This window comes from Paenibacillus sp. CMM36, assembly GCF_053570945.1.
Genome location: NZ_JBSEDY010000018.1, coordinates 22235 through 46763 on the forward strand (window position 1 = coordinate 22235; position 24529 = coordinate 46763).

Here is a 24529-nt window from a genome sequence, read left to right on the forward strand (position 1 = left end):
CATATGAAATATTAAATTTTAGGCAGTCTAAAATTCGTATCTCCTAAAAAATTATAAATAGAGGAGGCCCGATATCCTACTTCACCTACCGAACGATAATAAGAAGGATTACTATCATATAGTGTTCTAAAACGCTTCGCAAAGCTCTTTGCCTTCGCAGCGCTGCCACCTTCCTGAGAGGCATACGCCTTGTTGTACAGGGAAATAAGCTGAAGAACGTTCTCCTTGTTTCGTGCATGCATGGACTCTTTTTGCTTTTGTTCCGCCTCGGCTGCTGCCTTACGAGCTGCCTCTTCCTGGGCGGCACGAGCTTCCTGCTCTTTTTTCAAAGCCAAGTATTTTTCATACTTTGCCTGTTGATCATACGCTTTTTGCTTCGCCAACTTGGCAGCCGCCTGCTTATTTTGTTCCTTTTGAGCGAGATAAGCTTCATATTTAACCTGTTGAGCGATAAGGGCTTGCTGTTTCTTCTGCTCTTCCTGTTGCTTTTGAGCAGCAAGTGCCTGTTGTTTGGTCTGCTGTTCCGCTTCCTGTCGTTGTTTCTCCGTCAGCAATTTTTGAGCCGCTTTCTGCTCGGCTGCCAGCTTTTCCTCGGCCGCCTTTGCAGCCTTCGCTGCCTCTTCCTGCTTGGCTGCCTCGATTTGCCGCTGATTGGACTGATCTGCAAGAATATTCACGGCTGGGATTCCAGCTGCCAATAGAACGACTGCGGCCGCAGTTGTCACGATAAACGCTTTGGAGCGATACCAGGCTTTTGTTTTTTCAGGTTGCTCTGGCGTCATGGGATTCAACTGCTCCTCTAGTCCTGTGATCGCAGCTGACACCTCCACATGCAAAGGACTGCCGTCTTCTACAAAATGATACAACGACCGGTATACTTCCAGCGCTGCAGCAGGTTTGTTTTGCTGCTCCAAATCACGTGCCTGTCGGAACAGCTTGTCCGTTACCCCACGCTCTCCTTGCTCCAGGGCGGCCTGATTTAGCAGTGCAGCCTGTTCAGTCTTGAGCGGTGCAGGCGCTGACAAAGAGGATGCAGCTTCACTGGAAAGGCCACCCACCGCTGCCGATTCTATTGTTTCTGTCGCAGCAGGTTCCGGTTCTATAGCCTCAACTGAAATTTCCTGCTCAGTAACCGCATTAAGTACAACCAGCCATTCGCCAAAAGTAGGGCAACTGCTTAAATCCTGACTATCCCAAGCACGGCTGAACAATTCTACCACCTTGCTGCCCCAACGAGATTCCAGCGATTTTCGTAAAATAAAATAACGTTCGCAAGGCGTCTGCATTTCATGCTGATCAAAATAACTTTCGCCCCACGCTTTGTCGACTACTACACGGTCAGACCAGCCTAACATTTCTCCTATAATGATTGCCCCTGCAAAACGGTCTGCATACGCACTCCACAACCCGCTGTGGACGGTACGATGGGCGGCATACCCTGGCGAACCTGCCAATAGAGCGTCTGGACGATCCATTTTAGTACTATACATTTGTTCCACGTCCACCAATTCCACAGCTGACGTGCCTTCAGGCAGTTCCACTTCAGAAAAAAACGGAAGCATCACATTCGGCGCCGATAAATCGCAGTGCGCCAATCCTTTTTGCTCCATAGCTGAACCGATCCCTGCCAATGCTCTGGCTAAAGCCAGACTATCGGAAGCCTCAAGCTGACGCTGATCTGTGAGACAATCGAACCATGTCATACCGTGAACCCATGGCATCAGTACCGCATACAGCAAATCAGGCTGCTCGGCAATCAGACTTCCGTTTTTTTCTGGAGTGAGCACATCACGCTTGCATACCTGCAAACCGGGAATATCCCCGTATGCTTCCATATGCTCAGATTGATAAACCATAGCCGGGATGCGGAACTTCGGAAAAAACACCTTAAGGGCTTTTGCCTCATGTGGCGCTCCGTTATTGGCATTTAGCTGGTATACAATTCCCTGACGCCCTGCTTGAGCATAGGCTAAACCGGGTGCAGCGGGATGTCGTCCAACCACATAAGCTGTGCCGTTTATGATCAATTCGTCTCCCGGATTCGGTTGAAAAGACATGAAACATCCCTCTCCTTACATCATTCAGTATGCTAGTTTTCCTCACCTTATTATATACATCTATGGATGGCAAGAAAACCGGGTATCCGAAGATCGCCCGGTTTTTCCTGAACATCCTGTGCCAAACCGTGAGGAATGGCTCACATATTGCTTCTTAATAGAGTGGTATATGATAAGTTAATGCCTATCAGGCAAGACAACTTATTTCGTTTGGTCAACCGTGCGGAATTTGTTAGCGATAGCTGTCAATTCTTGACTGATGCTGTTCAAAGTCGTTACGAAAGCTTGCATTTGTTTGCTAGCTTCCTGAAACTCTTGGAAGAAGCGTTGTTTAGTCATACCTTCCCATTGACCTTCCATACCTGAGATGGACTGTGTCAAACTGGAAACGATCTGCTGGCTTTGCTCACCACTTTGTTTAAATTGGTTAGCCACCTGATCAACCTGTTCTGGGGTAATTAAAATGCGTCCTGCCATTTTTTGAGTCCTCCTTGATGATAAATAATGTTTTTGTTTATCTGGTTCAAATTGTACTATGGCTATTTAATTCCCTACAAAAGGCAAAGGACCTAATTGTAACAATCCCACTTTTTAACTATAAAACAGCACCTAACAGTATAATATTAACAAAAAAAAACACCTAATAAGTCCCATAAAGCCGGGAATTGTGGAACGAGCTCAAGTAATTTTGCAATCGATCCAGATTGTCCCGGAACGCGATCCCAACTAAGCGACAGGCTGATCTCTTACTGTAGACGGATCAGTAAAATACCAATCCTGCGGACTGCTAGAAGACGCCTGCATCAGAATATCCTGATGCAACGTTTCTACATCCGAAGACTGTACACCAGAAATGGCATGTACGACAGACTGCGGGTTAGAAATCAGGCTGCTTCCTTCCGAAGCTTGCCCAGGCAGAATAGACGGTGATTGCTGATTCGACCAATCGAGCATCGTGACGGGTCGTCCCAATGGTTGGCTGGCAAATGACAGTATCGTTTGATAGTTGTGGTCAACAGACTGAAACTGCTCTGCCTTTCGGTTCAGTTGTGTACCTGATGTATGGAGGTAAGCATGGATCTGTTCTGACATCCGCTTGGCCTGCATCCAATGATTCAAGATCGCCTCGCGTGCAGATACATCCCAATCCAGCGATTGTAACGCCTGCTCCAAACCTGCTGTTAACTGTTGAATTTGCTCCGCCGCATGCTGTAGCTGCCCGCTAAGCCCCCGAAGCACATCCGGTTCAACTCGAATGCGCATATCCATCACCCTTCTTCTGTCACTTCTTCATTCACTGCCGACTGTTTCAACCAATTTAATAATAAATCCACAAACTGATCTCTTGAAGCCATAGCTGCAATCAGCCAGTCCCCGTTACCACTAGAGCTCATCCGAAATATCCAGTTCATTGCAGGACACAGGACAAAGGCTGCCCGTTGTGATTCCCACTCCCTGCCGTTCCAAACCAGCAATTGCAGTTCTCCCTCAGCTACACGGGAACTCAAAGACTGAGCCAGTCTTGCAGACCCCTCTGCATCTCCGCTAGCCTCGGTCAGTTTACTGCTGATCAAAGACACACTTTCCCCTGCCGATTGCTCGTAAATTTTATTAAACGCCTGCTTGGAGAACATTAGTGCGGGGGATTCAGGCACAAGTCGATCTACCCAACCCATTTTATCAATCAATGTCTCGCAAGCCTTTTCCACATTACCCAGATCGTACAATCGATACTCATCGGGTTCATCAGCGGATTTCACGAGTTCCACTACACGCTCGTTCGTGCAATGGAGATAGCCTTCAAATTGCTTACCTCCCCGCACATAGCGTATACGGCAAGCCCTGTTGGATAATCCCGCGATAGCGACTCTTGAAAAAACAGTAGGAGGCATTGCTAGCTCTTTGCCCTTATCTACCCGCTTTAGATAACCCTTTTCCAAAAGAGTAGCTTTTACTTGCTCCCACTCTTCCGCCAACTCCTCTGCTAGATAGCCCTTAAACGGATCTTCCACCCCAAGCAGTCGGTCAGAACCCAATACGCCTGCCAGAAAAAACAGTTCCTTCGCCTTGAGGGTTATTAACTTCTGCTTGGAAGCTTGAAACGTTAACATTATGAGCCACCTCCCTTCAAACTACAACATGCCATCGGTCACGAATTTTCGTTATCCAATCCTCACAGCTCACTTGCTCTGAGAAGGGAATTGCCGCTTTTATCCTGGTAAATTTGCGCCGTACGTAGTACCCCTGCCCAGGTGGCAGGACTTTTAGTCCACCAGTAGCGGCGTTCGCCTCCGAATAAGGGATACGAAAGAACGATAGATCATTCGAATCTAGTGTTCCAAATAGCATACCGCTTTGGCTTGCCTTGACATCATTAAACCAGTCCACACCAAAGGTAGGAAAATCAGATGGCACACCCGAGAGCACGACATGCACATTGCGATCACGTCCCAACCGTACAATGGCGGAGAGCTGATCCTTTATCATAAAATCATTCAGTTGCTTGCTTAACATATCCGCATCATCAATGACCAGGAGCAATTCGGGATCATTCCCCTCCTTGTTCCGTTGTTGAACAATATCATACACTTGCTGTACCAGAGGTCCCATTTCTTCCTCACTTTCAGCAGCAGCCTTAACATGAGGAAGATGTCGTAATCTAGATAGTCCCCCGCCTCCATAGCGTGTATCGATCGTATAGACTTCCAATTGATCGGGTGATGTGTAATAAGCCAGCGATATAATCCAGCTCATTAGAAAGGAGGTTTTTCCACCCTCCATTGGACTACCCACAATAAAATTGGGCCCTTCTTTCAGATTCAGGAGAAAAGGCTCAAGATCGTCACTCTGTAGGCCTACAGGTACTTCGTAAGGTAGTGCGCCCGATGGTCCACTCGTCCGATCCCACTGCTGAAGCAGCTCCGATAGTGGAATCCGCTCAGGTAATGGTAGGATAGCTGGTGCGTGCTTGCCTTTCCATTCCTGCACAATGCCAGCAATATTGCGGCGTAGCCGTGCTGATCGCTCCGCCTCATCTTCTCCTGGTGAAGGCAGTGCCGTCTGGAACTCCAGCGGAGGAACATGCCCTTTAACCAGAGCGCGACCTGGAATTAACGGTCCTGGCGTTTTGGCTGGTCGCCCTACCGCATAGTAATAGTCACTCGGGTCGGACATTTCAAAAGAAACAGCATTCGGTATGTTACTGCGGAATTTCTCAAACACATCGGTAATCCGGTTCGCTGTAATGATAAACGTGATGCCTAGACTACCCCCTTCTCGCAAAAGAGATTCCAGCAGTTCATTTTCATCTGGATAAGCATTACGGAAATTAAGATATCCATCAATAACTACGACAATTTGCGGAATATCCTCGACAGCAGAACGTCGATAAGAGCTTATTGTTTTGACTCCAGCCTCGGAAAGCATTTCCTTGCGTACGGCCACCATCTTGAACAGATAACGGAACAATCGCTTGATCCGGTCATCCTCCTCAGCCATCATAACAGCCCCGATTTGGGGAAGTTCCCCAAAGTCGCGCATCGTTCGACCCATGTCAATGATATAACCGTTCCAATGATTCGCAGCAAATCGCTGAGCCGTGGACATCAGCAACGTATGCAAAAAGGTTGTTTTCCCCATGCCGGGCATGCCATACACAGCCCAATGACCATGATCTAGCGATGCATAAATTGGCTCCTGTCGCTGATTCGGCAAATCATCCACTAGACCAATAAGAGCCTTCAGCTCCAAAGGTGATGATGTACTATCTATTTCGGTGCATGCCGGCAAATTTGTTAAATCCAGCAATTCAGGCAGCGGCGGAAGCCACGGTCCCTGAAGCCGTTCGATCCCTGCCTTAGCAGCCTCATTCGCAATATAATCAATAAATACTTGAAGCTGTTTAGGGGCTTCTTCTCCTTTTAAGCCCGAGCTTGCCCGTTCGCCGCCCGTCAGTAGCGCTTCACGTTTTCCGTTCAGTCTCACTTCATGTACAGGTAGTGCAGAAGAAATATCGCTGTTGCCTATATACGGCGCACCGCTCCAAGCAAACTGCATCTCTTCAAATACTTCGTCACTACCCACTTGGAAATATCCTCGTCCCGGCTTCGTAATCCACGCGGCATTCGGTATTTTCAACATGTCACGGCTATCGCCTTCGCTTTGCACCCGTAAGCAGATGCGGAATCTGGAGTTACTCCAAATCTTGTCATCCACGACACCTGCGGGCTTTTGCGTCGCCAAAATCAAATGGACACCTAGTGTCCGCCCAATCGCAGCAATACTGATTAGCTCGTCCATAAACTCTGGCTGATCCCGCTTTAATTGTGCAAATTCATCAATAATAATAACCAGATGAGGCAGCGGTTGTTCCTGCCGCTGCCGGAGTAGTCTGTAATATTCATCAATATGCTGTAAATTGCCTGCATCGTTCAATATCTTCTGCCGACGAACCAGTTCTGCTTTAAGAGATATTTTGGCACGTTCAATCAAATTATTGTCCAAGTTCGTGATCGTACCCACAACATGCGGCAAGTTAACGAACGTGTTGGACATGCCTCCACCCTTGTAATCGATCAGCATAAAAGCAAGATCATGCGGATGAAACTCGGCAGCAAGCGAGGCTACGATGGACTGGATAACCTCACTCTTTCCTGAACCCGTTGTACCGGCGATCAAGCCATGGGGACCATGCCCTTGACGCTCTATCTTATCATGCAGGTTAATCATAATCTTCTTGCCGCCTGCTCGCACGCCCATTGGCACAGGTAAGGTATCAGGATGGCGGTTACGTCGCCACCGATCTGCCACATCCAGTTCTTCCACACTTGCTACGCTCATCATATCAAACAGAGGCAGCACAGCGGGAATATCAGAAGCAGAGGAACGCTTCAAGCGAATAGGAGCCATGTACCGCGCTAATGCATCGGCTTCCTCTTTTGACAAACGATCCGGTTTAAAACTTTGCTGTTCAACCTCCGCCGACTCTGATTTACGGGCATATACGCCCTGCTCTTTGGAAGCCTCCACAATCAGCTGACACTGCATCGGCAAAGCCTCTTTACGAGAAGCCAGCACAATCGTACACGCATCAATGGTTCGGCCGTCTTCCAATAACAACGGCAGTAACGGTTCTTCCTCAATCAGCTGGGTGTCAGATAAAACAACGACATAACAAGGGACTTCCATCCCTTTGCCTTGACGCTCATTACGATTATTTTTACGGCGGTTCAGTCTGGCAAACAGAAAATCTGCTAATTGATGTGCACTACTACTGCGGTCTGACATCATTCTCTGGATTCGGTCATCATCCCACACATGTGGAAGCCAGCGCATCCAGGTCCATTCACTTTCCTCTCGCTCGTCATAGAAGGAAGCAATTTTCACTTCATCTGGCGAGTGACGAACCGTCACTTGTGCCAAAATGACTCTTAACGCAGCAAGGGTATGTTCCCGATCGCCGACCAATCCAACCACTTTGGATTGAAACAGCGGTAATGCAATGGAAGCAGCGTCTACCAGACGAAATTCTTCTTCCAGTTCATCCGCAGCTCCCAACAAAGGATCTCGGTCATAACCGTCTGGGCGTGGAATTTGCAATTTTATATGAAAGGGAACTTGTCCAGTTCCAATACGCACCTGCAAAAAGTCCTCATCCTCCGGTGATCGTTCCCAAAGTGAACTGTTGCGGTTTTTGACAATTTGAGTGCATATTTGCGGGTCACCGTGAATTTCATATAGTGTGCGAATTTGCTCCTCGCGTTTCATTTCAAGTTCTTCACGATGCTTTTGGAGCTGTTCCCGGTACATGCGGTCCCGTTCCTCTAGCTTGCGCTTGTATTCCTTCTTATTATTTAGATAGACAAAAAAAGGAATCGTATAAGATGTAAGCATCATGACCACAGTGACCATTTGGAACATCAAATAGTTACTGTTGCCCATCTTGCCTGTTTTGCTCATATATACGTAAAAGCCTATAGTCACCAACGTCATCATTAACGGAATAAGTATAGATATAATAGAAAAAGACGGCTTGCTCGGCTCAGCCGGAGGCCGTAAAATCTCCAGCTTCTCCTCTCGGAGCGCCGGCCTTAATCTCGGGGATCGCTGGTATAATGCATTCAAGACAAAAGTCCCCCTTTTCGCTTACTATTTCATTTTACCAAGGTTTCATATAATTTCATGTGTGTATTTACCCATTTTTTTCATTTTGAAACAGAGAACGCCTTCCATACACAGGCGCTTCGTCCTGAGTTGTCGAAAAAGCGCGCTGAATACGCACAGTACAGCCTTCCCGCAAGCCGGATCCTGTAAGTAGCTGGTTATCTCCCACCCTGAACCAGAGCCCTTCCGGGAACTTTGCTTCCATAATATATTGCATGCCTTCCGCCGGAGGCTCGCCGAAAATGCGCACACCCAGCATCAGCTTTAAATGTTCCACCGAGTATTCATCAGCTACCTCGATGTCAAACCACTCTGTTTCCTGTCGTCCTGAAAGCACGGTCAGGATCATCTGTCATCCCTCCCGATCCTTAATATATAGCAAAGTTCACGCAAAAAGCCTATTTCCACGGAAATATGGCTATCGTAACTGTAGCATCCGACTATTAGACTGTCAATTTGTTACAAAATACCCACTCCAAAAATAAAATAGTGACTTTGGTCATAGTTTCTCATATTAGTAGAGTCATTGGTATCAATAATATGTATTGGATCGGTTCTAATATGGGTATATACGTCATTTTGTCGATTAGTTAGAACTAAATTCGATTGTTACCTAGATTGTTGTGAACACTTTGTAAATTTTTCAGACCTTTATGTTTTTATAAGGTGTTTTTAAGGTAATTTTAAGAAACGGGCACTACAATTAAGCCATGAAATAACTCAGGCGAGGTGATTTTTGTGAGAACATTAATTACATTTCAAAACAAACGTATTCCCGTATACTTCAATCAAGAAAATAAGCAACCAGTACAAAAAACATTAAAACTTCTAAGTAACACTTTGGAGAATAAAATCTCCAGCGGCAAGCGTGCCCTTCAAAAATGCCTTAACTCTTTGATCAGTATAGAGATTGTCGGTTGTGAAGCCATCCTGCATAGTGTTAGTGAAAATGATTCATTGGCATTGTCCCTCTATTAAGAGGGACTTTTTTTTGTCCACTTTAGACACACAAAAAAGAGAGGGACATTTCAGCACCCTCTCCATATCAGCAGCTTTAAAACATGATACATGTGACTTACCGCAGCTTATGGATTGATCAGACTTTATTTAAAGTATTCTGCGATAACCTTTTTTACCGCCTCGTTCCTTATTCTGCGCCTTCTCAATCCGTATTCTAAACAGTTCTAGTAAATTAGCGCGTGTATGCTCTTCCCGGCAGTTGTCCAGCTTTTTTAAGATAAAACGGTCAATGGACATATGACTCAGGCTCCTTTACAGCAAGCTGCCCCTGCTTTTCAAGGGGATGATCAGGCTATCCATTTTTAACCATTCTGCCTGTTGTTTAAACAGGTACGTTCCTTATAGGATAAAGCAGGCGGGATTACATACCCTTTAATAAGGGTAAATACATAAAGTTTCGATAATTTTATCACGTTAAGCCTGGAAGCTATGGACAAGGAGCGAACAAAAACCATGAGTAAACACATGATTACCAAAATAGTCTGCAACCTTTTATTCGCATTCTTAATTCTAACGATGCTGGCTGCATGCAGCAGGGAAAAAGCTTCAACCCGGAGTATAGCCCAACATGAAGCTGAAACACGTGCCTACACCGTAACGGGTAATCCCAACCAAGGTGCATCATCCCTTGATGAACGAGCTGCCAATCATACACCTGTCCATCAGCAAGGCAGCAGCTATGTCGAAATATCAGGTGGCGTCAGCATTGATAAAAATACCGTGAAGGTTACAGGACATTCCAACCTCCCGGCCGGAGCACGGATCAAAGGGAATCTTGCGGTCAAAAACTCCCTGTTAACTGGGTACACGGATGAGACAACCGTTCAAAAGGACGGAAGTTTTGTACTCCAGGTACAACGCCCCGGAATACAGGGCAGTATGGATCTGACTGTTCTGTTCCGTCCAGATGACCAAGACAATGAAATACGAAATCTGTATGGCAGCGGTGGCAACAAATTGGAAGGTCCTTATGTATATCAATACGAAGAAAACAAACAGCTTCTGCATGAAGTTCGGATTGGGGCTGAATTTGATCCTGAACAAGAACGCAATACCCCTTTAGTTAAGCCCGTCTGGAACAAACCTAAGGACTACGGCAGCCCTCAAGTGTGGATTAAGCCTGATGTGAAGCAAGAGGGTAACTATTATCATGTATATGCGCGCAGCAATTTGCTGGAAGGGTCGGACGTCAAACTCAAGATTGATTTTCCGGGACGATGGCAGTTTGGCTACGATGATCAAACCAAAGTTATGCCTGACGGCTCCTTCAGCATGAGGGTCAAAAAGCCGAGCCTTGCCAACCGCTACATCATAATCATAAGTTTCGAACCAAACGAAGATATGTGGACCAACGCCAAACAGGCGTATGGTACACAAGGAGAACGTCTTTCGGGACCGTTAGTCAAATCTGCAGACGAAAAAGAGGGCTCCAAACAGATTGAAGCCCGTATCCCTATCCAACCCAAATCGTAACTAAACGCAGCATCTAACTTAAAGTTACGGCCGTTCGCCATGAAATACGCTTCACAGATACAGTCTATGACGCGGTTTCCACGTATGAGTAGATACAGAGTCTCATGTCGTCTAGCCGCTACGGCTGTATCGTGACTGGCGTGCCTATACTTACCCTCTCCTGAAGCTCAAGCACATCCTTATTCTGCATTCGAATGCAGCCATGTGACACCATCTTGCCAATGGACCATGGCTCATTGGTGCCGTGAATGCCATAATGCGGCTTGGACAGCCCCATCCAGAACGCTCCGAAAGGTCCGCCCGGATTAGGTTGTTTGTTAATAATCGTAAATTGCCCATGCGGTGTCTGTGTAGCCAGCTTGCCAATACCGACTGGATAATTAAGAACAATCTGATCTCCATCCTTCAAATATAAACGACGATCCGATAAATCCACCACAATGCTGTAGTTCGGCATATATTCACCCCTTTATACCATATGCCGACTACAACATAGATTTTCGTATATTTTTACATTTGATACTTCACTGCAGTTCGGCTCACCACTCCACATCACGTCGCCAGCCACTTCGCTGATCCCTACGCCCCGGGGTTGTGCTTGAACGGCTATCTTTCCTGCGCCGGTCTGCTTCCTTACGCGCCTGATATTCCAGCTCCCGCTGCATTTTGCGATAATTGTTCACTCTGGATTCCGACAATTCCCCTCTCTCTATAGCTTCCTCCACTGCACATCCAGCTTCGCCCTTATGCTTGCAATCTGCAAAACGGCACTGCTGCGCCGTTTCCATAATATCCGTGAAGGTATGAGCGACACCCATGGAATCATCCCACAGATTAAGCTCGCGCATACCAGGTGTATCCAGCAAAACGGCTTGCTTTGCGATAGGAAAAAGCTGTCGGTGAGTGGTTGTGTGCCTGCCCCGACTGTCTTCCTCCCTCACATCCTGTGTCAGTTGAACCTCAGACTCGGAGAGCCAGTTTACTATCGTGGATTTGCCACTACCGGAAGAGCCTGTCAAAGCAACTGTAGAGCCAGGCTGAAGAAACGTCTCCAGTTGCTCTCTGCCTTCATTCTGCAAAGCAGAAATAACGATAACAGGTACACCAGGGGCAACTCCCTCCGCTTCAGCAACCCGTTGTTCGACATCTTCACAAAGGTCACTCTTACTCAAAACGACAACCGGGTTTACCCCGCTGTTCCAAGCCATAATTAAATACCGTTCCAGTCTGCGCATATTAAAATCATGATTCAGCGCATTAACAAGGAACAGCGTATCCACATTGGTAGCGATCAGCTGCTCCCTCGTCTCAAAGCCCGCTGCCTGTCTAGATATTCGACTTTTCCGCGGCAAGACGGCATGAATTACTGCATCCGACACTTCATCTGGCGTAGTGATTGCTAGCCAGTCCCCTACAGCAGGCATTTCCGCCGGATCGACAACAGCATGTCGTAGCTTACCTGAAGACACTCCCCAGCGTTCTCCATCCATTGTGATAAGCTTCACCTTTTGTCCGTAATCGGCAATCAAGCGAGCAGGACGTACCTGTGTATTTCCTGTGCGTTCCTCAAAGCCTTGCTTCCATTGGTCCCAAAAAACGTTCCAGTAATCAGACCAACCGTATTCATGTATACTCATTGTTTTCCTCCTGAATTCATTGTTCATTTTTGATCGTAATGTTATTTGATAGGTGTACATTTTCTCCCCGCATGCGAACAACGCGAAAAATCCGCAGGGGTTTCCCTGCGGAGGGTATACGATTCAGGTCGATGCGATCCGTTCGTTCACTTAAGCAAGCAGTCTCTCACAGACCACTCCCCAGAACCAACAACTGGATAACAAGACGCCTAACCATAAAAAATCCGCAGGGAATCACTCCCTGCGGATTTTGTTGGTTCTACTGTCCAACCAACTGCTAAGCCAAGACTATAGATCTATACAGTCTTTAACTGTGCATTGTCCGTGCGGGAGACAAGTCATTCTGCTGCTGAACCCATCCATTCATGTTCGTACGCATATAACATCGCCTCCTCCTAAAATTTCCTTTATCATACAAGTCCATCAATTGTCTGTCAAGGCAGCTACGAAACTTTTTTGAAATCTTTGTCAAGTTTCGTTTAGCGTACCTGATCCCAGCGCGTCCACATCTCACGCGGGTTCAATTCGTACATTTCCCGTTCCCTGTACATAAACTGATGCATAATCAGCTCACGCCGAATCGTTGCAAAATCCTCATGGTATTGCTTGATCCACTCGTTTAATTCACGTTCAGGATACATGCGGCCTGGCTCCAGCTTTTCTGCCAGCATCTGAAGTACGATCAATTTTTTCTTATACTGCGCAGGGATTTGGCGCAACTTGCCGTCCTTGGAAAAAAAATTGCGTAAGACCGATGCCTCCAGCGTTTCATTCAACTCTGACATCTCTTCCTCCCCCTCTCCTTTTTCGAAAATAAATCGCACCGTCGCCTCGGCATGCTGCCGGATCAATTCTGGATTCAGTGTAAAATACACCGTGTTTTTATCACGTCGTTCCTTAATCAACCCAGTCTCACGAAGTTTGGAAGCATGATGCGTAACAGTCGGTTGGGACAAATTCAGCTTTTTCGCCAAAGCTTGGCCATGCATCTCCCCACAGGACAAAAGAAGTAGTATCCGCATTCGCGTTGGATCAGCAAGTGCTTTATGATAATTGACCATTTTATCCAGTTGCATCGTTATTGCACCTCTTTTCACTAGTACATACTTGCTATGCAAACGAATTCAATCACATAAATTAGATATATATATAATTATATGTTCACTAAATGTGGCTGTCAATCTTCACCGTCTGTCATCTTTTCTGAAAACGGCTGGATATTGTGTTCGCATTGCGGTAGGATTATTATTTGAAAACTTCTCACATACTGAGCGATTTGCTTCAATCCTGAGATCCGTTTTTAATCGTCAAAATAATGTTAACCCTACAAAACTGGCGTAATAAACCAATACAACTGGAGGTTCAACCAAATGCACGACGTAATCATTATCGGTGGCGGACCCTGCGGACTATCTGCTGCAATCGAATGCAGCCGCAGAGGTTTGCAAACTGTCATTATTGAAAAAAGCAACATCGTTCACTCCATTTTTCTGTATCCGACGAACATGCAGTTTTTTAGCACCGCTGAACTACTTGAAATCGGTGATATTCCATTCAGTACCCCTAATGACAAACCTTTTCGTCATGAAGCACTGGCGTACTATCGTAAGGTAGCCACTCATTATAACTTGAACATTCAGCATTATGAGGAGGCCCAGTCCATTCATCGCCAGGACGACGGTACATTTACGGTACACACCCTGAGCAAAGGAGAAATAACCAAAACGTATTCGTCACGCTATGTCGTTGTGGCTACAGGATATTTTGATCATCCGAACTATTTGGGCATTCCCGGGGAACAATTGGATAAAGTCACTCACTATTTCAGCGAAGCCCATCCCTACACAGGAACCCGGGTTGCAGTTATCGGTGGCAGTAACTCTGCGGTAGATGCTGCGATGGAATTAGTGCGGGTCGGAGCTACGATTGATATGGTATATCGTCGAAGCGAGTTGTCCCAATACATCAAGCCGTGGGTTCGTCCACTGTTTGACAGTATGGTACAAAAAGGGAAGATCACGCTGCATTTAGGCGCACGCATTACCGAAATTCATCCAGACCATGTCGTAGTCACTCCGCTGGACACTGAAGCATTCCGACTCGAAAATGATTTTGTACTGGCACTGACTGGATTTCACCCGGAACGAAAACTACTGGAGTCTGTCGGCGTTCATATGGCTGAAGATCTGGACAAACCAGAATTTAATCCTGCCACGATGGAAACGAACATCCCAGGTATATATGTCGCGGGGGTCATCGCTTCAGGCAGCAATGCCAATGAAGTGTTTATTGAAACAGGCCGCTGGCACGGGCGTCAAATCGCGGAGCATATCCAAAGCTAAATAAACGAAGGAGAACATCTGTATGGATTACAGCTCACTTATCTTACTGGTATTGGCTGGTCTTGGGATTGTTAGTGGCAACTCTACCGTGACTATTGCCATGGTTGTATTACTGCTACTGCGGGTAACCAGCTTTCACACTGCTTTCCCCTGGCTTGAAAAGTATGGCCTGACGATCGGAATTATTATTTTGACGATCGGGGTCATGACCCCGCTAGCCAGCGGTAAAATCAGTATCAATCAGGTGATGGAGTCTTTCCTGCACTGGAAATCTCTGCTCGCGATTGGTATCGGAATTCTGGTAGCCTATCTTGGCGGCCGCGGAGTAACTTTAATGTCTGGACAGCCCATTATTGTGACAGGTCTACTGATCGGGACCGTCATTGGCGTTGCCTTCTTTAAAGGAGTTCCTGTTGGACCTCTAATTGCTGCCGGATTGCTTTCCTTGTTAATCGGCCGCAGCTAAATTCGTACAACAAGTATAGGAATACATGATAGCAATCTGCATGTCGGGCTGAATTCAGTCCCGCTTTGTGGTATACTCATATCGCATAATTTGGTAAATGCAGGAGGCTTGACCGATGTCTCGACAATTTGTAACGGAAGCTGTAATGGTGGCTATATACGGCCAACTACTTACATCTCCCGCCCCTGTGGAATATATGGTGCCTTACACATCACTGCTAGAGCTATACGAATTCCAGGATAGCACAGAGCCGCTCATGGATAATCCTATGGACGATCAACATGTGAAGCAGAAGGTAAGCGAGTTGATCAGTTATTTTGAAGAACCGTTGAATCAGAAAAAAATTCGGCGTGCCCTTCAGATGCCTTGGGCCAAGAGCTTGCCTATTCTATTCGATGCCAATACATCACTCATTATCATTAATGCTGTTGATACAGCACATTACGGAGAATATTTTGATCCAATTGAGACTGAACTGGTGTTGACAGCTCAGCGTGAATCATTACCTATTCTGACGGATCAATTAGACTGGATTCACCGCATTATCGAAGCTTCCGTACCCGTACATGTGTACGACATTGATGATTTTGATTTTGCACTCGATGGCCCGATACTTAACAACCCTTAACATACGACATACCTGCCTTAACCACAAAAAAGCGGCGGAGCATCATGAACAGGTTCATCTCCTGTAACACGTTACTCCGCCGCTTTTCATGTCCAAGAACAACTATTTGCACGCTATGATTGACAGTGGAGCACTAAGCTTGTCCATCCTCAACATAGGTATAAATAATGTCATCATGTTCCTCCAAATACTTAACTTCCAGATGATGGCCCTTCAGATACCAGTAATCCTGGTCCTCCATATAAAACGTAATGCCAGCCGCTTCATGCTGTAATACGGGGTGCTGCGGAGGCTCTACGGCAATTCCCAGAGAAAAGCCTGGATGCAACCCACCGCCAGAGCTATAGCGAACAAAAAAACGGATCGAATCTCCAGGTTTCAAACCAAGCTCCTTAATGTACCACTGTGCCGCAGGTTCAGTTACCTGTATGCTCATACGTTATGCTCATCTCCTTGTACAATGACGTCTGCCAACTATATCATAGCATCTTTTAGAATGACCACCAACCGTCCCAACCCAGCGAGCTTCTTGGACAAGTCATATACATTTTTTTGAAAAAGGTTTGACAATTCGCAAAAAAGGGTGTTAAGATTCAACCATACGAGATCCATTTTGAAATTTATTACCAATTTGAACGATTACTCATGTTAGAATGAATCCATTTTGAGGAAGAAAGGAGTGTTACCGGTGCTAAAATTTCCTATTGCATTTTACCCACATCTACAAACACAACAACTTCATACCGGAGCATCTCCCCTGTCGCATCCTTCAGAATTGGGCCATTCATGTTGTATGGTTTAATACGAGTGGCTGCCTGCGTTTGAGCAGTTTTTCAGTGGTGAGTGTGCTGAAAATACCTGCGCGCCATATGATATTGAGATTTAAGGCATATCGTCTGCGGACGGTATGCCTTTTTTGCGCCTGTTGTCGGATCATACTTGTGGCAGCAAGCCCTGTTGTTTCTTCAAAATGGTACACAACTCTCGAATGAACTTGTCATGAAAGGATGGGATTCCTCTTGTTTTCAGTACTTAAAAATTTAAGCTGGTTTTTTAAAAGAGAACGAAGCCGATACTCCATTGGACTGTTTTTGCTGATAGCTGTTGGTGTACTGGAGCTTGCTCCACCTCGGCTGCTAGGTAGTGCCATTGATGAAATTGTGCGCGGTTCGATTTCCTGGTCCTCACTTTGGCATTATATTTTGTACATCATAGGCATTCTAGCCGTCATTTACTACATTACGTACATATGGATGCACAAGCTGTTTGGTGGTGCCAATCTGGTGGAGCGCTTACTGCGCACACGCTTTATGAATCATCTGCTGCGGATGACCCCTCCATTTTTTGAACGTAATCGCACTGGCGATCTGATGGCTCGGGCCACGAACGACCTTCGCTCCGTAGCAAGTACAGCGGGCTTCGGCATGCTGACACTGACAGACTCTACGGTCTATCTGAGCGTGGTATTAGTTGCCATGGGCACCCTAATCAGTTGGAAGTTGACACTGGCAGCTATCCTGCCCCTACCTTTTATCGCACTGGCTATGAGCATTTACGGTAAAGCCGTTCATGAGCGTTACACACTGGCACAAGATGCATTTGGTGATATGAACGATCAGGTGTTGGAATCCGTGGCTGGTATCCGGGTCATTCGCGCCTATGTGCAAGAGCGAATGGACGAAAAGCGTTTCGCTGATATTACTGACGATGTATTTCGTAAAAATCTGGCTGTCGCCCGGATGGATGCTCTCTTTGAACCGACGATCCGTTTATGTGTAGGACTTAGCTACGTCATTGGACTCGGGTATGGTATTTATCTGGTATTTCATAACGATATCACGCTAGGCGAATTGGTCTCCTTTAATATGTATCTAGGAATGATGATTTGGCCGATGTTTGCCATTGGAGAGCTGATTAACATTATGCAGCGCGGTAGCGCTTCCCTGGACCGGGTCAATGAAACGCTCGATGTCCAGCCAGACGTTCAGGATGCAGCTCAACCTGTTCCAGTAGACCGCCTCGAATCCATCAGGATGAAAGACGTTACCTTCCGTTACCCTACCTCTACTATTGACAATCTGTCACATGTGAGTCTGGAGCTCAAACGCGGAGAAACGCTAGGCGTCGTCGGTAGAACCGGCAGCGGGAAATCCACTCTGCTCAAACAGCTACTGCATGAATATCCGACGGGGAGCGGTGATATTTTAATCTCCGGCATAAGTTTGGAGGACATTGCAGTAGAACAACTACACAGCTGGATCGGCTACGTGCCGCAAGAGCAAATTTTGTTTTCCAAATCGGTGCGCGAGAACATTCAGTTCGGGAAACCTCATGCAGATGATGACGACATTATGGAAGCAATCCGTACTGCTGCCTTCGATCAGGATTTAGGTACCCTGTCTGACGGGCTGGATACACTGGTCGGAGAAAAAGGTATCGCTCTGTCCGGCGGCCAGAAGCAGCGCGTTTCGTTGGCACGTGCCTTTATCGGTGACCCGGATATTCTATTGTTAGACGATGCACTATCTGCAGTAGATGCCCGGACGGAAGCAAGAATTATTGACAATATCCGACGCAAGCGCTCGGGTAAAACGACCCTGATCTCCACCCACCGCCTCTCCGCTGTAGAACATGCAGACCGGATCGTCGTGCTGGAACAAGGACGCATTATTGAGGAAGGAACCCACAGCGAGCTGCTTCAGGCTGACGGATGGTACCGACAACAGTATGAACGGCAACAAGTGGAATCTGATCTGACCTCAGGGGAGGTATCCTAATGAAACCCAATATCGGCAAAAGACTATTCCAGTACGCACTGACGAGCAAAGCAGGCTTTATCGCCGCTCTCATCGCTTTGGCTATCGGAGTAGCCGCCGAGCTGGCTGGTCCCTTCATCGCCAAAACGATGATCGACGACCATATGCTCGCTATTGAAAAACCATTTTATGAAACAACTAGTGTGGACGGCACCGTAAGCTATGCGGGAACCCACTTTAAGCGTGAAGATCGCTTTGAGTCCGGGGAGACTAAAGGTCGTGAAGCGAGGATTTTACAAGTTGGAAAATCTTTCGTATTTGTGGATGGCTCGGTTCAAGTGGCTGACGGTAATCGCTCCTTTACGAACGGAACGCTGACTGTGACACGCGGCTCCGACACCTTTCGCTATGAAGCCAAGGCTCTGACAGCTGATGAACTGTATAGCTTTTACAAACCGGAAATGCCCGGTATCTTTCAGCTGATTGGTTGGTATTGCTTCTTCCTGGTTATTTCCATTTTTGCTGAATTTGGCAAAACATACTGGCTGCAATCCTCGGCGAACAAGGTCATTCAAAAGCTTCGGCTTGATCTCTACGCGCACATCCAGCGGTTGCCAGTTTACTTTTTTGATAACTTGCCTGCAGGCAAAGTCGTATCCCGTGTTACGAATGACACTGAGGCAGTCAAAGATTTGTTTGTGGCTGTGCTCTCAAATTTCACTTCTGGGATTGTGACGATGGCAGGAGTATATGTTGCACTCTTTTTGCTGGACTTCAGACTGGGTCTTATCTCTCTGTTTATTGTACCGTTACTGATCTTGTGGATTGTATTGTACCGCAAGGTCGCCACCCGCTATAATACGATCATTCGGTCCAGACTCAGTGAGATTAATGCGATTATCAATGAATCGATTCAAGGGATGTCCATTATTCGCGTGTTCCGCCACCAGAAGCAAACGCAGCAAGAGTTTGAAGAACTGAATGATGACTATATGAAGCATCAGAATAAAATGCTGAATTTGAACGCCTTCACTTCGCACAATTTAGTCAACGTGTTGAGAAATCTCGCCTTTGCCGTCGTGTTGTGGTATTTCGGATCTGAGGCACTCGGAACGACAGGTAGTGCTGTTTCACTAGGCGTATTGTATGCCTTCGTCGATGTGCTGGGTCGACTGTTCCAACCTATGACGGGTATGGTCAACCAACTCGCCGTACTGGATACTTCCATCGTATCCTCAGGACGCGTATTTGAGTTGATGGACGAAGCTGGAGAGCCGGTGACCGACGGCATGATGCCGCGCTACAAAGGCCAGGTAGAGTTTAACGACGTTTCCTTTGCCTACAAAAAGGATGATGTACTTAAACATATTTCCTTTACAGCACACCCCGGGCAAACGGTTGCCCTTGTCGGACATACCGGATCAGGCAAAAGTTCGATTATCAACCTGCTATTCCGGTTCTATGATCCGCAAAAAGGAACGATCACCATTGACAGAACGTCTGTCAAAGACATCCCTAAGCAATGGCTTCGCCATCATATGGGTATTGTTCTTCAAGATCCATATTTGTTCACAGGTACGGTAGCCTCCAATGTCAGTCTCGGAGACAGCCGAATCACGAGAGAACAGGTGAATAAAGCGCTGCATGATGTTGGAGCTGACAAATTGCTGGCCCATTTGCCGCAAGGATTCGATGAGCCCGTTATTGAGAAAGGTAGCACCTTATCAGCCGGACAACGCCAGCTTATTTCCTTCGCTCGTGCACTAGCCTTTGATCCCGCAATTTTAATTCTGGATGAAGCTACTGCCAATATTGACACCGAAACAGAAGCGCTCATCCAATCCGCTCTTGAGGTACTTAAGAAGGGACGTACGACCTTTATCATTGCTCACCGTTTGTCCACCATTCGCAGTGCGGACCAAATTTTGGTGCTGCATCGGGGTGAAATTGTTGAACGGGGTAGCCATGACGAGCTTATGGCCCAAGGCGGGCGTTACTTCCAAATGTATCAGCTCCAGTCGGGAACAGTTGCAACAGAATCCGATTCAATCTCTGCTACGCCTCCTGCGCAAAATGACTTACTTACTGGCAAAGTCAGCATTTAAAGCTAGAATAGCCCTATTGCTTAGGGCTAACGATGAACATTTGGCATGAAAAAACCAGCAAGTCTCCCCCCACAAATTGGAGGCTCGCTGGTTTTATTTATATCTATAACGTATGGCTTGTAATTTTATTTAGCTACAGACGTGCCCGTTCCTGTGGGCGGAAGCACTGTTCCATCTACTGCTTTAAGCGTAACCTTATACTTACTGTCTACCATTGTACTTGTGTGGGTATCCGTAATGACCTGAATATTCATTTCCCCTGGCTTTGGACTAGTCAACTTGTAGTAAATTACTGCATTTGTATCATCTACGTAGTCGATGTGATCCACTTCAATGCCGTAACCTGGATTAGGTGCCTGCAAACGAGTAATTGTCACTTTGTTCTGCTGGTCATTCGCCTTCTCTATACTCATACTAATGTTATTTTGTTGACCCGGATCTGCAGGCTCAACCGGATTTTCAGGAGTGGATTCAACTGGTTTATGATTTTGCACAAATTCGGATGCGTTATAGACCATTTCTGCTGCCTCCATCCGGGTTACTTTACGATCCGGGTTAAAGTTGCTCTGTTCGTCCAATTTTGCAATTTTGGTCAACAGTAGGAATTGAATTGCTGCGTTTGATTCCTGATCTAGTTTTTTGCCATCCGCTACATTAATGTACATACGGACAGTTGGATATTCACCCGTTGCACTCACTGCTTTATACAGAATATTAGCAAATTGTTCTCTTGTCATACGAGTGCTTGGATCAATATCTGGTGACAAAGGGATTTGGTGTTGGGCTGCAATCCGATAGGACTGAGCATACCATGCGGAAGCCGGAATGTTTGCAAAGGAACCCGTTGTGAAATCAGGCATCACCTGAAGATCCATTGCACGAACAACCAAGTGTACTCCTTGTGCATACGTGAGCGTTTGATCCGGTGCAAATTTATCCTTGGTTATTCCTTGAATAATTCCTTTGTCCTGAAGTGAGTTTACGATCTTCTCCTGTTCAGCTCCCTTTATATCCAGAAAAGCAGAAGCCGACGTAGCCACTGCCAATGAGCAGACGACAAGCAGGGCAGCTGTCACACTTTTGTTCTTTTTCATGAGATACACCTCCATGTTTACTTTGCTTCTACACTTACCGACGCAATAGAATCATCAAATGTTTCAAATATACACAAATTGGTTGCAAAACGGTGGAATTCCTGCGATTAGTGTACCCGTCTAACTCTTTTCTGCTCACAACATTTATGCATACCCAAAAGTGGCTGCAACAGATTAATCTTTTACAGTATTCCTTTAGAAGAGCCAAGTATGGGTAGCAGTCATCCCGCCAGCAAAAACTCGCTCCCTTCGTTCGCTTTGCTTACATCCGATTCGGTGCTTTCAGACCAAGAAGTTGCAGCGCGCATGCCAGAATATCCGCAGTTTGTTCCGCCAACTGAATACGCCATTGTCCACCATCGACAATCCTTTCCTTGGCGTAAAACCGGTTAAACGCCTGGGCCGTATCCAATGCAAATCTCGCAATTACCGAAGGCTCTAGTTGGCGAGCCGCACGTATCAGTTGCCCGTGATAGCGACCCAATTGCTTAAGCAGCGCCCAACCTGCGTCACCCAATATTTCATCCGATACGTCATTTAAATCACGAGAATGGCTATCTTGGACAAGGTCATTGTAGCTAGGGTTAGTGTTAACATCAACATCGGCGCGAGCGTGAGCTTTCTCCAGAAGGCTGCGTATGCGCGCATGAGTATACTGCACATAAGGCCCGGTCTCGCCTTCAAAGGTCAGCGCCTCCTCCAACGAAAAGTCCACTTCATTCAGCCGGTTGTTTTTTAAATCACCAAAAATAATCGCCCCAATTCCAACGTTCTCCGCTATTGCCTGTTGTTCCTGTAAACCAGGGTTCTTCTGAGTAATGATGCCTTGAGCACGCGCTACAGCTTCATCCAGCACCTCCTCCAGCTTCACAACCTTGCCACGTCTTGTGGACATTTTCTTACCCGCAAACCGCATTAATCCAAACGGCACATGCTCACATTGCTCCGCCCATGCCTCCCCTGCATGCTTCAGCACCGCAAACACCTGCTGGAAATGCAACTTCTGTTCTCCACCAACGACGTACAGCAACCGATCAGCCTTCATCACTTCATGACGATAAATCGCTGTTGCCAGATCACGTGTCGGATAAATGGTGGTTCCATCCTTTTTCAGAATAAGACACGGAGGCAGTTCCTCGTCTTCCAGGCGAACTACGAGCGCCCCATCACTTTCCTCCAACAATCCTTTTGCTCTTAATTGATCAATAACTGCCTGCATCTTATCATTGTAAAAACTTTCTCCCAGCACATGGTCAAATGTAATGTTTAGACGCTGGTACATACGATCAAATTCACCCAGACTGATTTCAACAAAAAACTCCCATAGTTGTTGAGCCTCAGCATCCCCATGTTCCAAACGTCGGAACCACTCGCGCCCTTCATCCTCCAAAGTCGGATCATGCTCGGCTTCCTGATGAAAACGCACATATAGCTTTAGCGATTCACCAATCGGATCATGTTGTAACTGCTCCTCATTTCCCCATCTTTTATAGGCCGCAATTTGCTTACCAAACTGTGTTCCCCAATCCCCAAGATGATTCACACTAATAGGTACATAACCTGTTTCACCAAGTATGCGATACAAGGTAGCACCGATAACCGTAGAGCGAAGATGACCGATACCAAACGGTTTGGCAATATTAGGCGAGGACATATCAATAACTACCCGCTGCCCGTTCCCGATATTAGGCCTGAGGAAATCAGCCTTGCTCAATTCAGCAAGCATAAGCGGAATATGAACCGATCGATCCAAGGTTATGTTTACATAGGCACCCGATGCTGAAGCGGTTAAACCTTCTTTATGGCCTACTAGTTCCGCCAATTCCAGTGCAATGTGCTGCGGAGACTTTCGAAACTTTTTAGCCAGCACAAAACACGGAAACGCCATATCTCCCCATTCAGGCTGCGGAGGCACCTCAAATAAAGATAAAATTTCTTTCTCCTCCAAGCCCGTATGGGCTAATATCGCTTGAGCAGCAATCCTCATTAACATGATGATCTCTCTCCTTCTTTTTATAGAATCTAACAAAAAAAGCCCCCGCCTCTTGAAATCATTCAAGAGACGAGAACTTCAATATCCCGCGGTACCACTCTTCGTAAATCGGTTGTGCAGCTAAAGCTAACTACACAAATCGCGATTTCACTCCAATGACTAATAACGGTGTCTGCCGGGCTGATCTACTAGAAGTTCTGCTCGTTGGATCAACCGTCTCCCGGGTGCGCTTCACATCGGATCTCATACCGGCTTCCACCTCTTCCGGCTCGCTGTAATGATATGGCTTCGCTGCTACTCTCCCGTTCCATGACGTTAATTCCAATCATTATACAAACCTATTCAGTAGAAAGCAACCTTTTATTTCCTCTTCAGGCACTAGTTCCATATATGTAATTACACTGCCACCAATTGGCGGCAGGCCTGAACGCAACGACGGCAGGCTTCTGCACAATGTTTGCAATGATCATGGGAATGCTTGCTGCATTCAGCAGCACATACCTCACAGGCCTTGGCGCACAGCTCACAGATTTGCTCGGCAAAATCCGTTCCACGCTGCAGCATTTGGGCAGCAAATCCACATATTTCTGCACATTCCCTACTCACTCGAATACATTCACGCAGCATAGCTAAATCATATTCCTTCAAACTCGCTACGTAACATACATTGCAAGCGTTCATACATTCCAGGCAAGCATCCACGCATTGTTGGTATGAATGATTCATATTACATTACCTCCCAGTTGTTGACCCTGCTGTACTATTACCCGCTGTCCCTTGAGGTTAATCATTTGAT

General features: G+C 46.5%; 22 protein-coding genes and 1 other annotated feature. Of the genes, 7 read left to right on the forward strand and 15 right to left on the reverse strand.

Annotated elements, in window-relative coordinates; translation table 11 throughout:
- Positions 1-11: 11 nt before the first annotated feature.
- From ACWA2B_RS24430 to ACWA2B_RS24455, 6 genes are all read right to left on the reverse strand, one after another.
- Positions 12-2057 carry a serine/threonine-protein kinase gene (locus ACWA2B_RS24430; protein ID WP_029517065.1) on the reverse strand — a complete coding sequence of 682 codons (2046 nt, stop codon included), beginning with the start codon at positions 2055-2057 and terminating at the stop codon, positions 12-14.
- 201 nt (positions 2058-2258) lie between these two features.
- Positions 2259-2534 carry a WXG100 family type VII secretion target gene (locus tag ACWA2B_RS24435; protein ID WP_013309990.1) on the reverse strand — a complete coding sequence of 92 codons (276 nt, stop codon included), beginning with the start codon at positions 2532-2534 and terminating at the stop codon, positions 2259-2261.
- A 249-nt stretch (positions 2535-2783) separates the two neighbouring features.
- Positions 2784-3320 (reverse strand): WXG100 family type VII secretion target, encoded by a 537-nt coding sequence (locus tag ACWA2B_RS24440; RefSeq protein WP_029517064.1) that lies wholly within the window; start codon positions 3318-3320, stop codon positions 2784-2786.
- Positions 3321-3325: 5 nt separating this feature from the next.
- Positions 3326-4168 carry a hypothetical protein gene (locus ACWA2B_RS24445; protein WP_029517063.1) on the reverse strand — a complete coding sequence of 281 codons (843 nt, stop codon included), beginning with the start codon at positions 4166-4168 and terminating at the stop codon, positions 3326-3328.
- 16 nt (positions 4169-4184) lie between these two features.
- Complete coding sequence (gene essC, locus ACWA2B_RS24450; RefSeq protein WP_029517062.1) at positions 4185-8180, reverse strand: type VII secretion protein EssC; 3996 nt, start codon at positions 8178-8180, stop codon at positions 4185-4187.
- Positions 8181-8247: 67 nt separating this feature from the next.
- Positions 8248-8568 carry a hypothetical protein gene (locus tag ACWA2B_RS24455; RefSeq protein WP_029517061.1) on the reverse strand — a complete coding sequence of 107 codons (321 nt, stop codon included), beginning with the start codon at positions 8566-8568 and terminating at the stop codon, positions 8248-8250.
- Positions 8569-8957: 389 nt separating this feature from the next.
- On the opposite strand from ACWA2B_RS24455, the gene ACWA2B_RS24460 reads away from it, so the two are divergent.
- Positions 8958-9197, forward strand: a complete 240-nt coding sequence (locus ACWA2B_RS24460) for a hypothetical protein (protein ID WP_013370782.1) — start codon at positions 8958-8960, stop codon at positions 9195-9197.
- Between the two features lie 129 nt (positions 9198-9326).
- Here ACWA2B_RS24460 and ACWA2B_RS24465 read toward each other — a convergent pair whose 3' ends face one another.
- Positions 9327-9476 (reverse strand): hypothetical protein, encoded by a 150-nt coding sequence (locus tag ACWA2B_RS24465; protein ID WP_023988262.1) that lies wholly within the window; start codon positions 9474-9476, stop codon positions 9327-9329.
- A 216-nt stretch (positions 9477-9692) separates the two neighbouring features.
- Here ACWA2B_RS24465 and ACWA2B_RS24470 point away from each other — a divergent pair, with 216 nt between their 5' ends.
- Positions 9693-10712, forward strand: coding sequence for a flagellar motor protein MotB (locus ACWA2B_RS24470; RefSeq protein WP_449292712.1), 1020 nt, complete (start codon positions 9693-9695; stop codon positions 10710-10712).
- Positions 10713-10830: 118 nt separating this feature from the next.
- Here ACWA2B_RS24470 and ACWA2B_RS24475 read toward each other — a convergent pair whose 3' ends face one another.
- From ACWA2B_RS24475 to ACWA2B_RS24485, 3 genes are all read right to left on the reverse strand, one after another.
- Entirely contained in the window at positions 10831-11169 is a 339-nt protein-coding gene (locus tag ACWA2B_RS24475; protein WP_029517059.1) for a L,D-transpeptidase, read from the reverse strand.
- Between the two features lie 82 nt (positions 11170-11251).
- Positions 11252-12349: a ribosome small subunit-dependent GTPase A gene (gene rsgA / locus ACWA2B_RS24480; protein ID WP_029517058.1), complete on the reverse strand. Its 1098-nt coding sequence runs from the start codon at positions 12347-12349 to the stop codon at positions 11252-11254.
- A gap of 479 nt (positions 12350-12828) precedes the next feature.
- On the reverse strand, positions 12829-13425 hold the full coding sequence (locus tag ACWA2B_RS24485) for a DUF2087 domain-containing protein (RefSeq protein ID WP_029517057.1): 597 nt from the start codon (positions 13423-13425) through the stop codon (positions 12829-12831).
- 294 nt (positions 13426-13719) lie between these two features.
- Between ACWA2B_RS24485 and ACWA2B_RS24490 the strand changes: the two genes are divergently transcribed.
- The 3 genes from ACWA2B_RS24490 (at position 13720) to ACWA2B_RS24500 (ending at position 15785) form a co-directional block, all read left to right on the forward strand.
- Positions 13720-14691: a YpdA family putative bacillithiol disulfide reductase gene (locus ACWA2B_RS24490; RefSeq protein WP_029517056.1), complete on the forward strand. Its 972-nt coding sequence runs from the start codon at positions 13720-13722 to the stop codon at positions 14689-14691.
- Between the two features lie 22 nt (positions 14692-14713).
- Positions 14714-15157: a DUF441 domain-containing protein gene (locus ACWA2B_RS24495; RefSeq protein WP_029517055.1), complete on the forward strand. Its 444-nt coding sequence runs from the start codon at positions 14714-14716 to the stop codon at positions 15155-15157.
- A gap of 115 nt (positions 15158-15272) precedes the next feature.
- Positions 15273-15785, forward strand: coding sequence for a hypothetical protein (locus tag ACWA2B_RS24500; RefSeq protein WP_029517054.1), 513 nt, complete (start codon positions 15273-15275; stop codon positions 15783-15785).
- Positions 15786-15918: 133 nt separating this feature from the next.
- On the opposite strand, the gene ACWA2B_RS24505 is transcribed toward ACWA2B_RS24500, so the two are convergent.
- The gene (locus ACWA2B_RS24505; protein ID WP_029517053.1) at positions 15919-16221 is read right to left on the reverse strand and encodes a HesB/YadR/YfhF family protein; all 303 of its coding nucleotides are present in this window, start codon (positions 16219-16221) and stop codon (positions 15919-15921) included.
- A gap of 348 nt (positions 16222-16569) precedes the next feature.
- Positions 16570-16764, reverse strand: coding sequence for a hypothetical protein (locus tag ACWA2B_RS24510; RefSeq protein WP_080658615.1), 195 nt, complete (start codon positions 16762-16764; stop codon positions 16570-16572).
- A gap of 40 nt (positions 16765-16804) precedes the next feature.
- Here ACWA2B_RS24510 and ACWA2B_RS24515 point away from each other — a divergent pair, with 40 nt between their 5' ends.
- Together ACWA2B_RS24515 and ACWA2B_RS24520 are read left to right on the forward strand one after the other, a co-directional pair.
- Positions 16805-18562 (forward strand): ABC transporter ATP-binding protein, encoded by a 1758-nt coding sequence (locus tag ACWA2B_RS24515; RefSeq protein WP_318626636.1) that lies wholly within the window; start codon positions 16805-16807, stop codon positions 18560-18562.
- Positions 18562-20646 (forward strand): ABC transporter ATP-binding protein, encoded by a 2085-nt coding sequence (locus ACWA2B_RS24520; protein ID WP_449292713.1) that lies wholly within the window; start codon positions 18562-18564, stop codon positions 20644-20646. The genes ACWA2B_RS24515 and ACWA2B_RS24520 overlap by 1 nt, the downstream gene beginning before the upstream one ends.
- A 125-nt stretch (positions 20647-20771) precedes the next feature.
- Here ACWA2B_RS24520 and ACWA2B_RS24525 read toward each other — a convergent pair whose 3' ends face one another.
- The 3 genes from ACWA2B_RS24525 to ACWA2B_RS24535 form a co-directional block, all read right to left on the reverse strand.
- On the reverse strand, positions 20772-21740 hold the full coding sequence (locus ACWA2B_RS24525; protein ID WP_318626638.1) for an S-layer homology domain-containing protein: 969 nt from the start codon (positions 21738-21740) through the stop codon (positions 20772-20774).
- 262 nt (positions 21741-22002) lie between these two features.
- On the reverse strand, positions 22003-23733 hold the full coding sequence (argS, locus tag ACWA2B_RS24530; protein ID WP_340931993.1) for an arginine--tRNA ligase: 1731 nt from the start codon (positions 23731-23733) through the stop codon (positions 22003-22005).
- Between the two features lie 62 nt (positions 23734-23795).
- Positions 23796-24052: a binding site (T-box leader), on the reverse strand.
- Between the two features lie 77 nt (positions 24053-24129).
- Positions 24130-24459 carry a four-helix bundle copper-binding protein gene (locus ACWA2B_RS24535; RefSeq protein WP_023988251.1) on the reverse strand — a complete coding sequence of 110 codons (330 nt, stop codon included), beginning with the start codon at positions 24457-24459 and terminating at the stop codon, positions 24130-24132.
- Positions 24460-24529 lie beyond the last annotated feature (70 nt).

Bases quoted from the DNA above. Each gene is read 5' to 3' on its own strand.
- ACWA2B_RS24430 (WP_029517065.1), bottom strand. From the start codon at position 2,057: ATGTCTTTTCAACCGAATCCGGGAGACGAATTGATCATAAACGGCACA.
- ACWA2B_RS24435 (WP_013309990.1), bottom strand. From the start codon at position 2,534: ATGGCAGGACGCATTTTAATTACCCCAGAACAGGTTGATCAGGTGGCT.
- ACWA2B_RS24440 (WP_029517064.1), bottom strand. From the start codon at position 3,320: ATGCGCATTCGAGTTGAACCGGATGTGCTTCGGGGGCTTAGCGGGCAG.
- ACWA2B_RS24445 (WP_029517063.1), bottom strand. From the start codon at position 4,168: ATGTTAACGTTTCAAGCTTCCAAGCAGAAGTTAATAACCCTCAAGGCG.
- ACWA2B_RS24455 (WP_029517061.1), bottom strand. From the start codon at position 8,568: ATGATCCTGACCGTGCTTTCAGGACGACAGGAAACAGAGTGGTTTGAC.
- ACWA2B_RS24465 (WP_023988262.1), bottom strand. From the start codon at position 9,476: ATGTCCATTGACCGTTTTATCTTAAAAAAGCTGGACAACTGCCGGGAA.
- ACWA2B_RS24470 (WP_449292712.1), top strand. From the start codon at position 9,693: ATGAGTAAACACATGATTACCAAAATAGTCTGCAACCTTTTATTCGCA.
- ACWA2B_RS24475 (WP_029517059.1), bottom strand. From the start codon at position 11,169: ATGCCGAACTACAGCATTGTGGTGGATTTATCGGATCGTCGTTTATAT.
- rsgA (WP_029517058.1), bottom strand. From the start codon at position 12,349: ATGAGTATACATGAATACGGTTGGTCTGATTACTGGAACGTTTTTTGG.
- ACWA2B_RS24485 (WP_029517057.1), bottom strand. From the start codon at position 13,425: ATGCAACTGGATAAAATGGTCAATTATCATAAAGCACTTGCTGATCCA.
- ACWA2B_RS24490 (WP_029517056.1), top strand. From the start codon at position 13,720: ATGCACGACGTAATCATTATCGGTGGCGGACCCTGCGGACTATCTGCT.
- ACWA2B_RS24495 (WP_029517055.1), top strand. From the start codon at position 14,714: ATGGATTACAGCTCACTTATCTTACTGGTATTGGCTGGTCTTGGGATT.
- ACWA2B_RS24500 (WP_029517054.1), top strand. From the start codon at position 15,273: ATGTCTCGACAATTTGTAACGGAAGCTGTAATGGTGGCTATATACGGC.
- ACWA2B_RS24505 (WP_029517053.1), bottom strand. From the start codon at position 16,221: ATGAGCATACAGGTAACTGAACCTGCGGCACAGTGGTACATTAAGGAG.
- ACWA2B_RS24520 (WP_449292713.1), top strand. From the start codon at position 18,562: ATGAAACCCAATATCGGCAAAAGACTATTCCAGTACGCACTGACGAGC.
- ACWA2B_RS24525 (WP_318626638.1), bottom strand. From the start codon at position 21,740: ATGAAAAAGAACAAAAGTGTGACAGCTGCCCTGCTTGTCGTCTGCTCA.
- argS (WP_340931993.1), bottom strand. From the start codon at position 23,733: ATGTTAATGAGGATTGCTGCTCAAGCGATATTAGCCCATACGGGCTTG.
- ACWA2B_RS24535 (WP_023988251.1), bottom strand. From the start codon at position 24,459: ATGAATCATTCATACCAACAATGCGTGGATGCTTGCCTGGAATGTATG.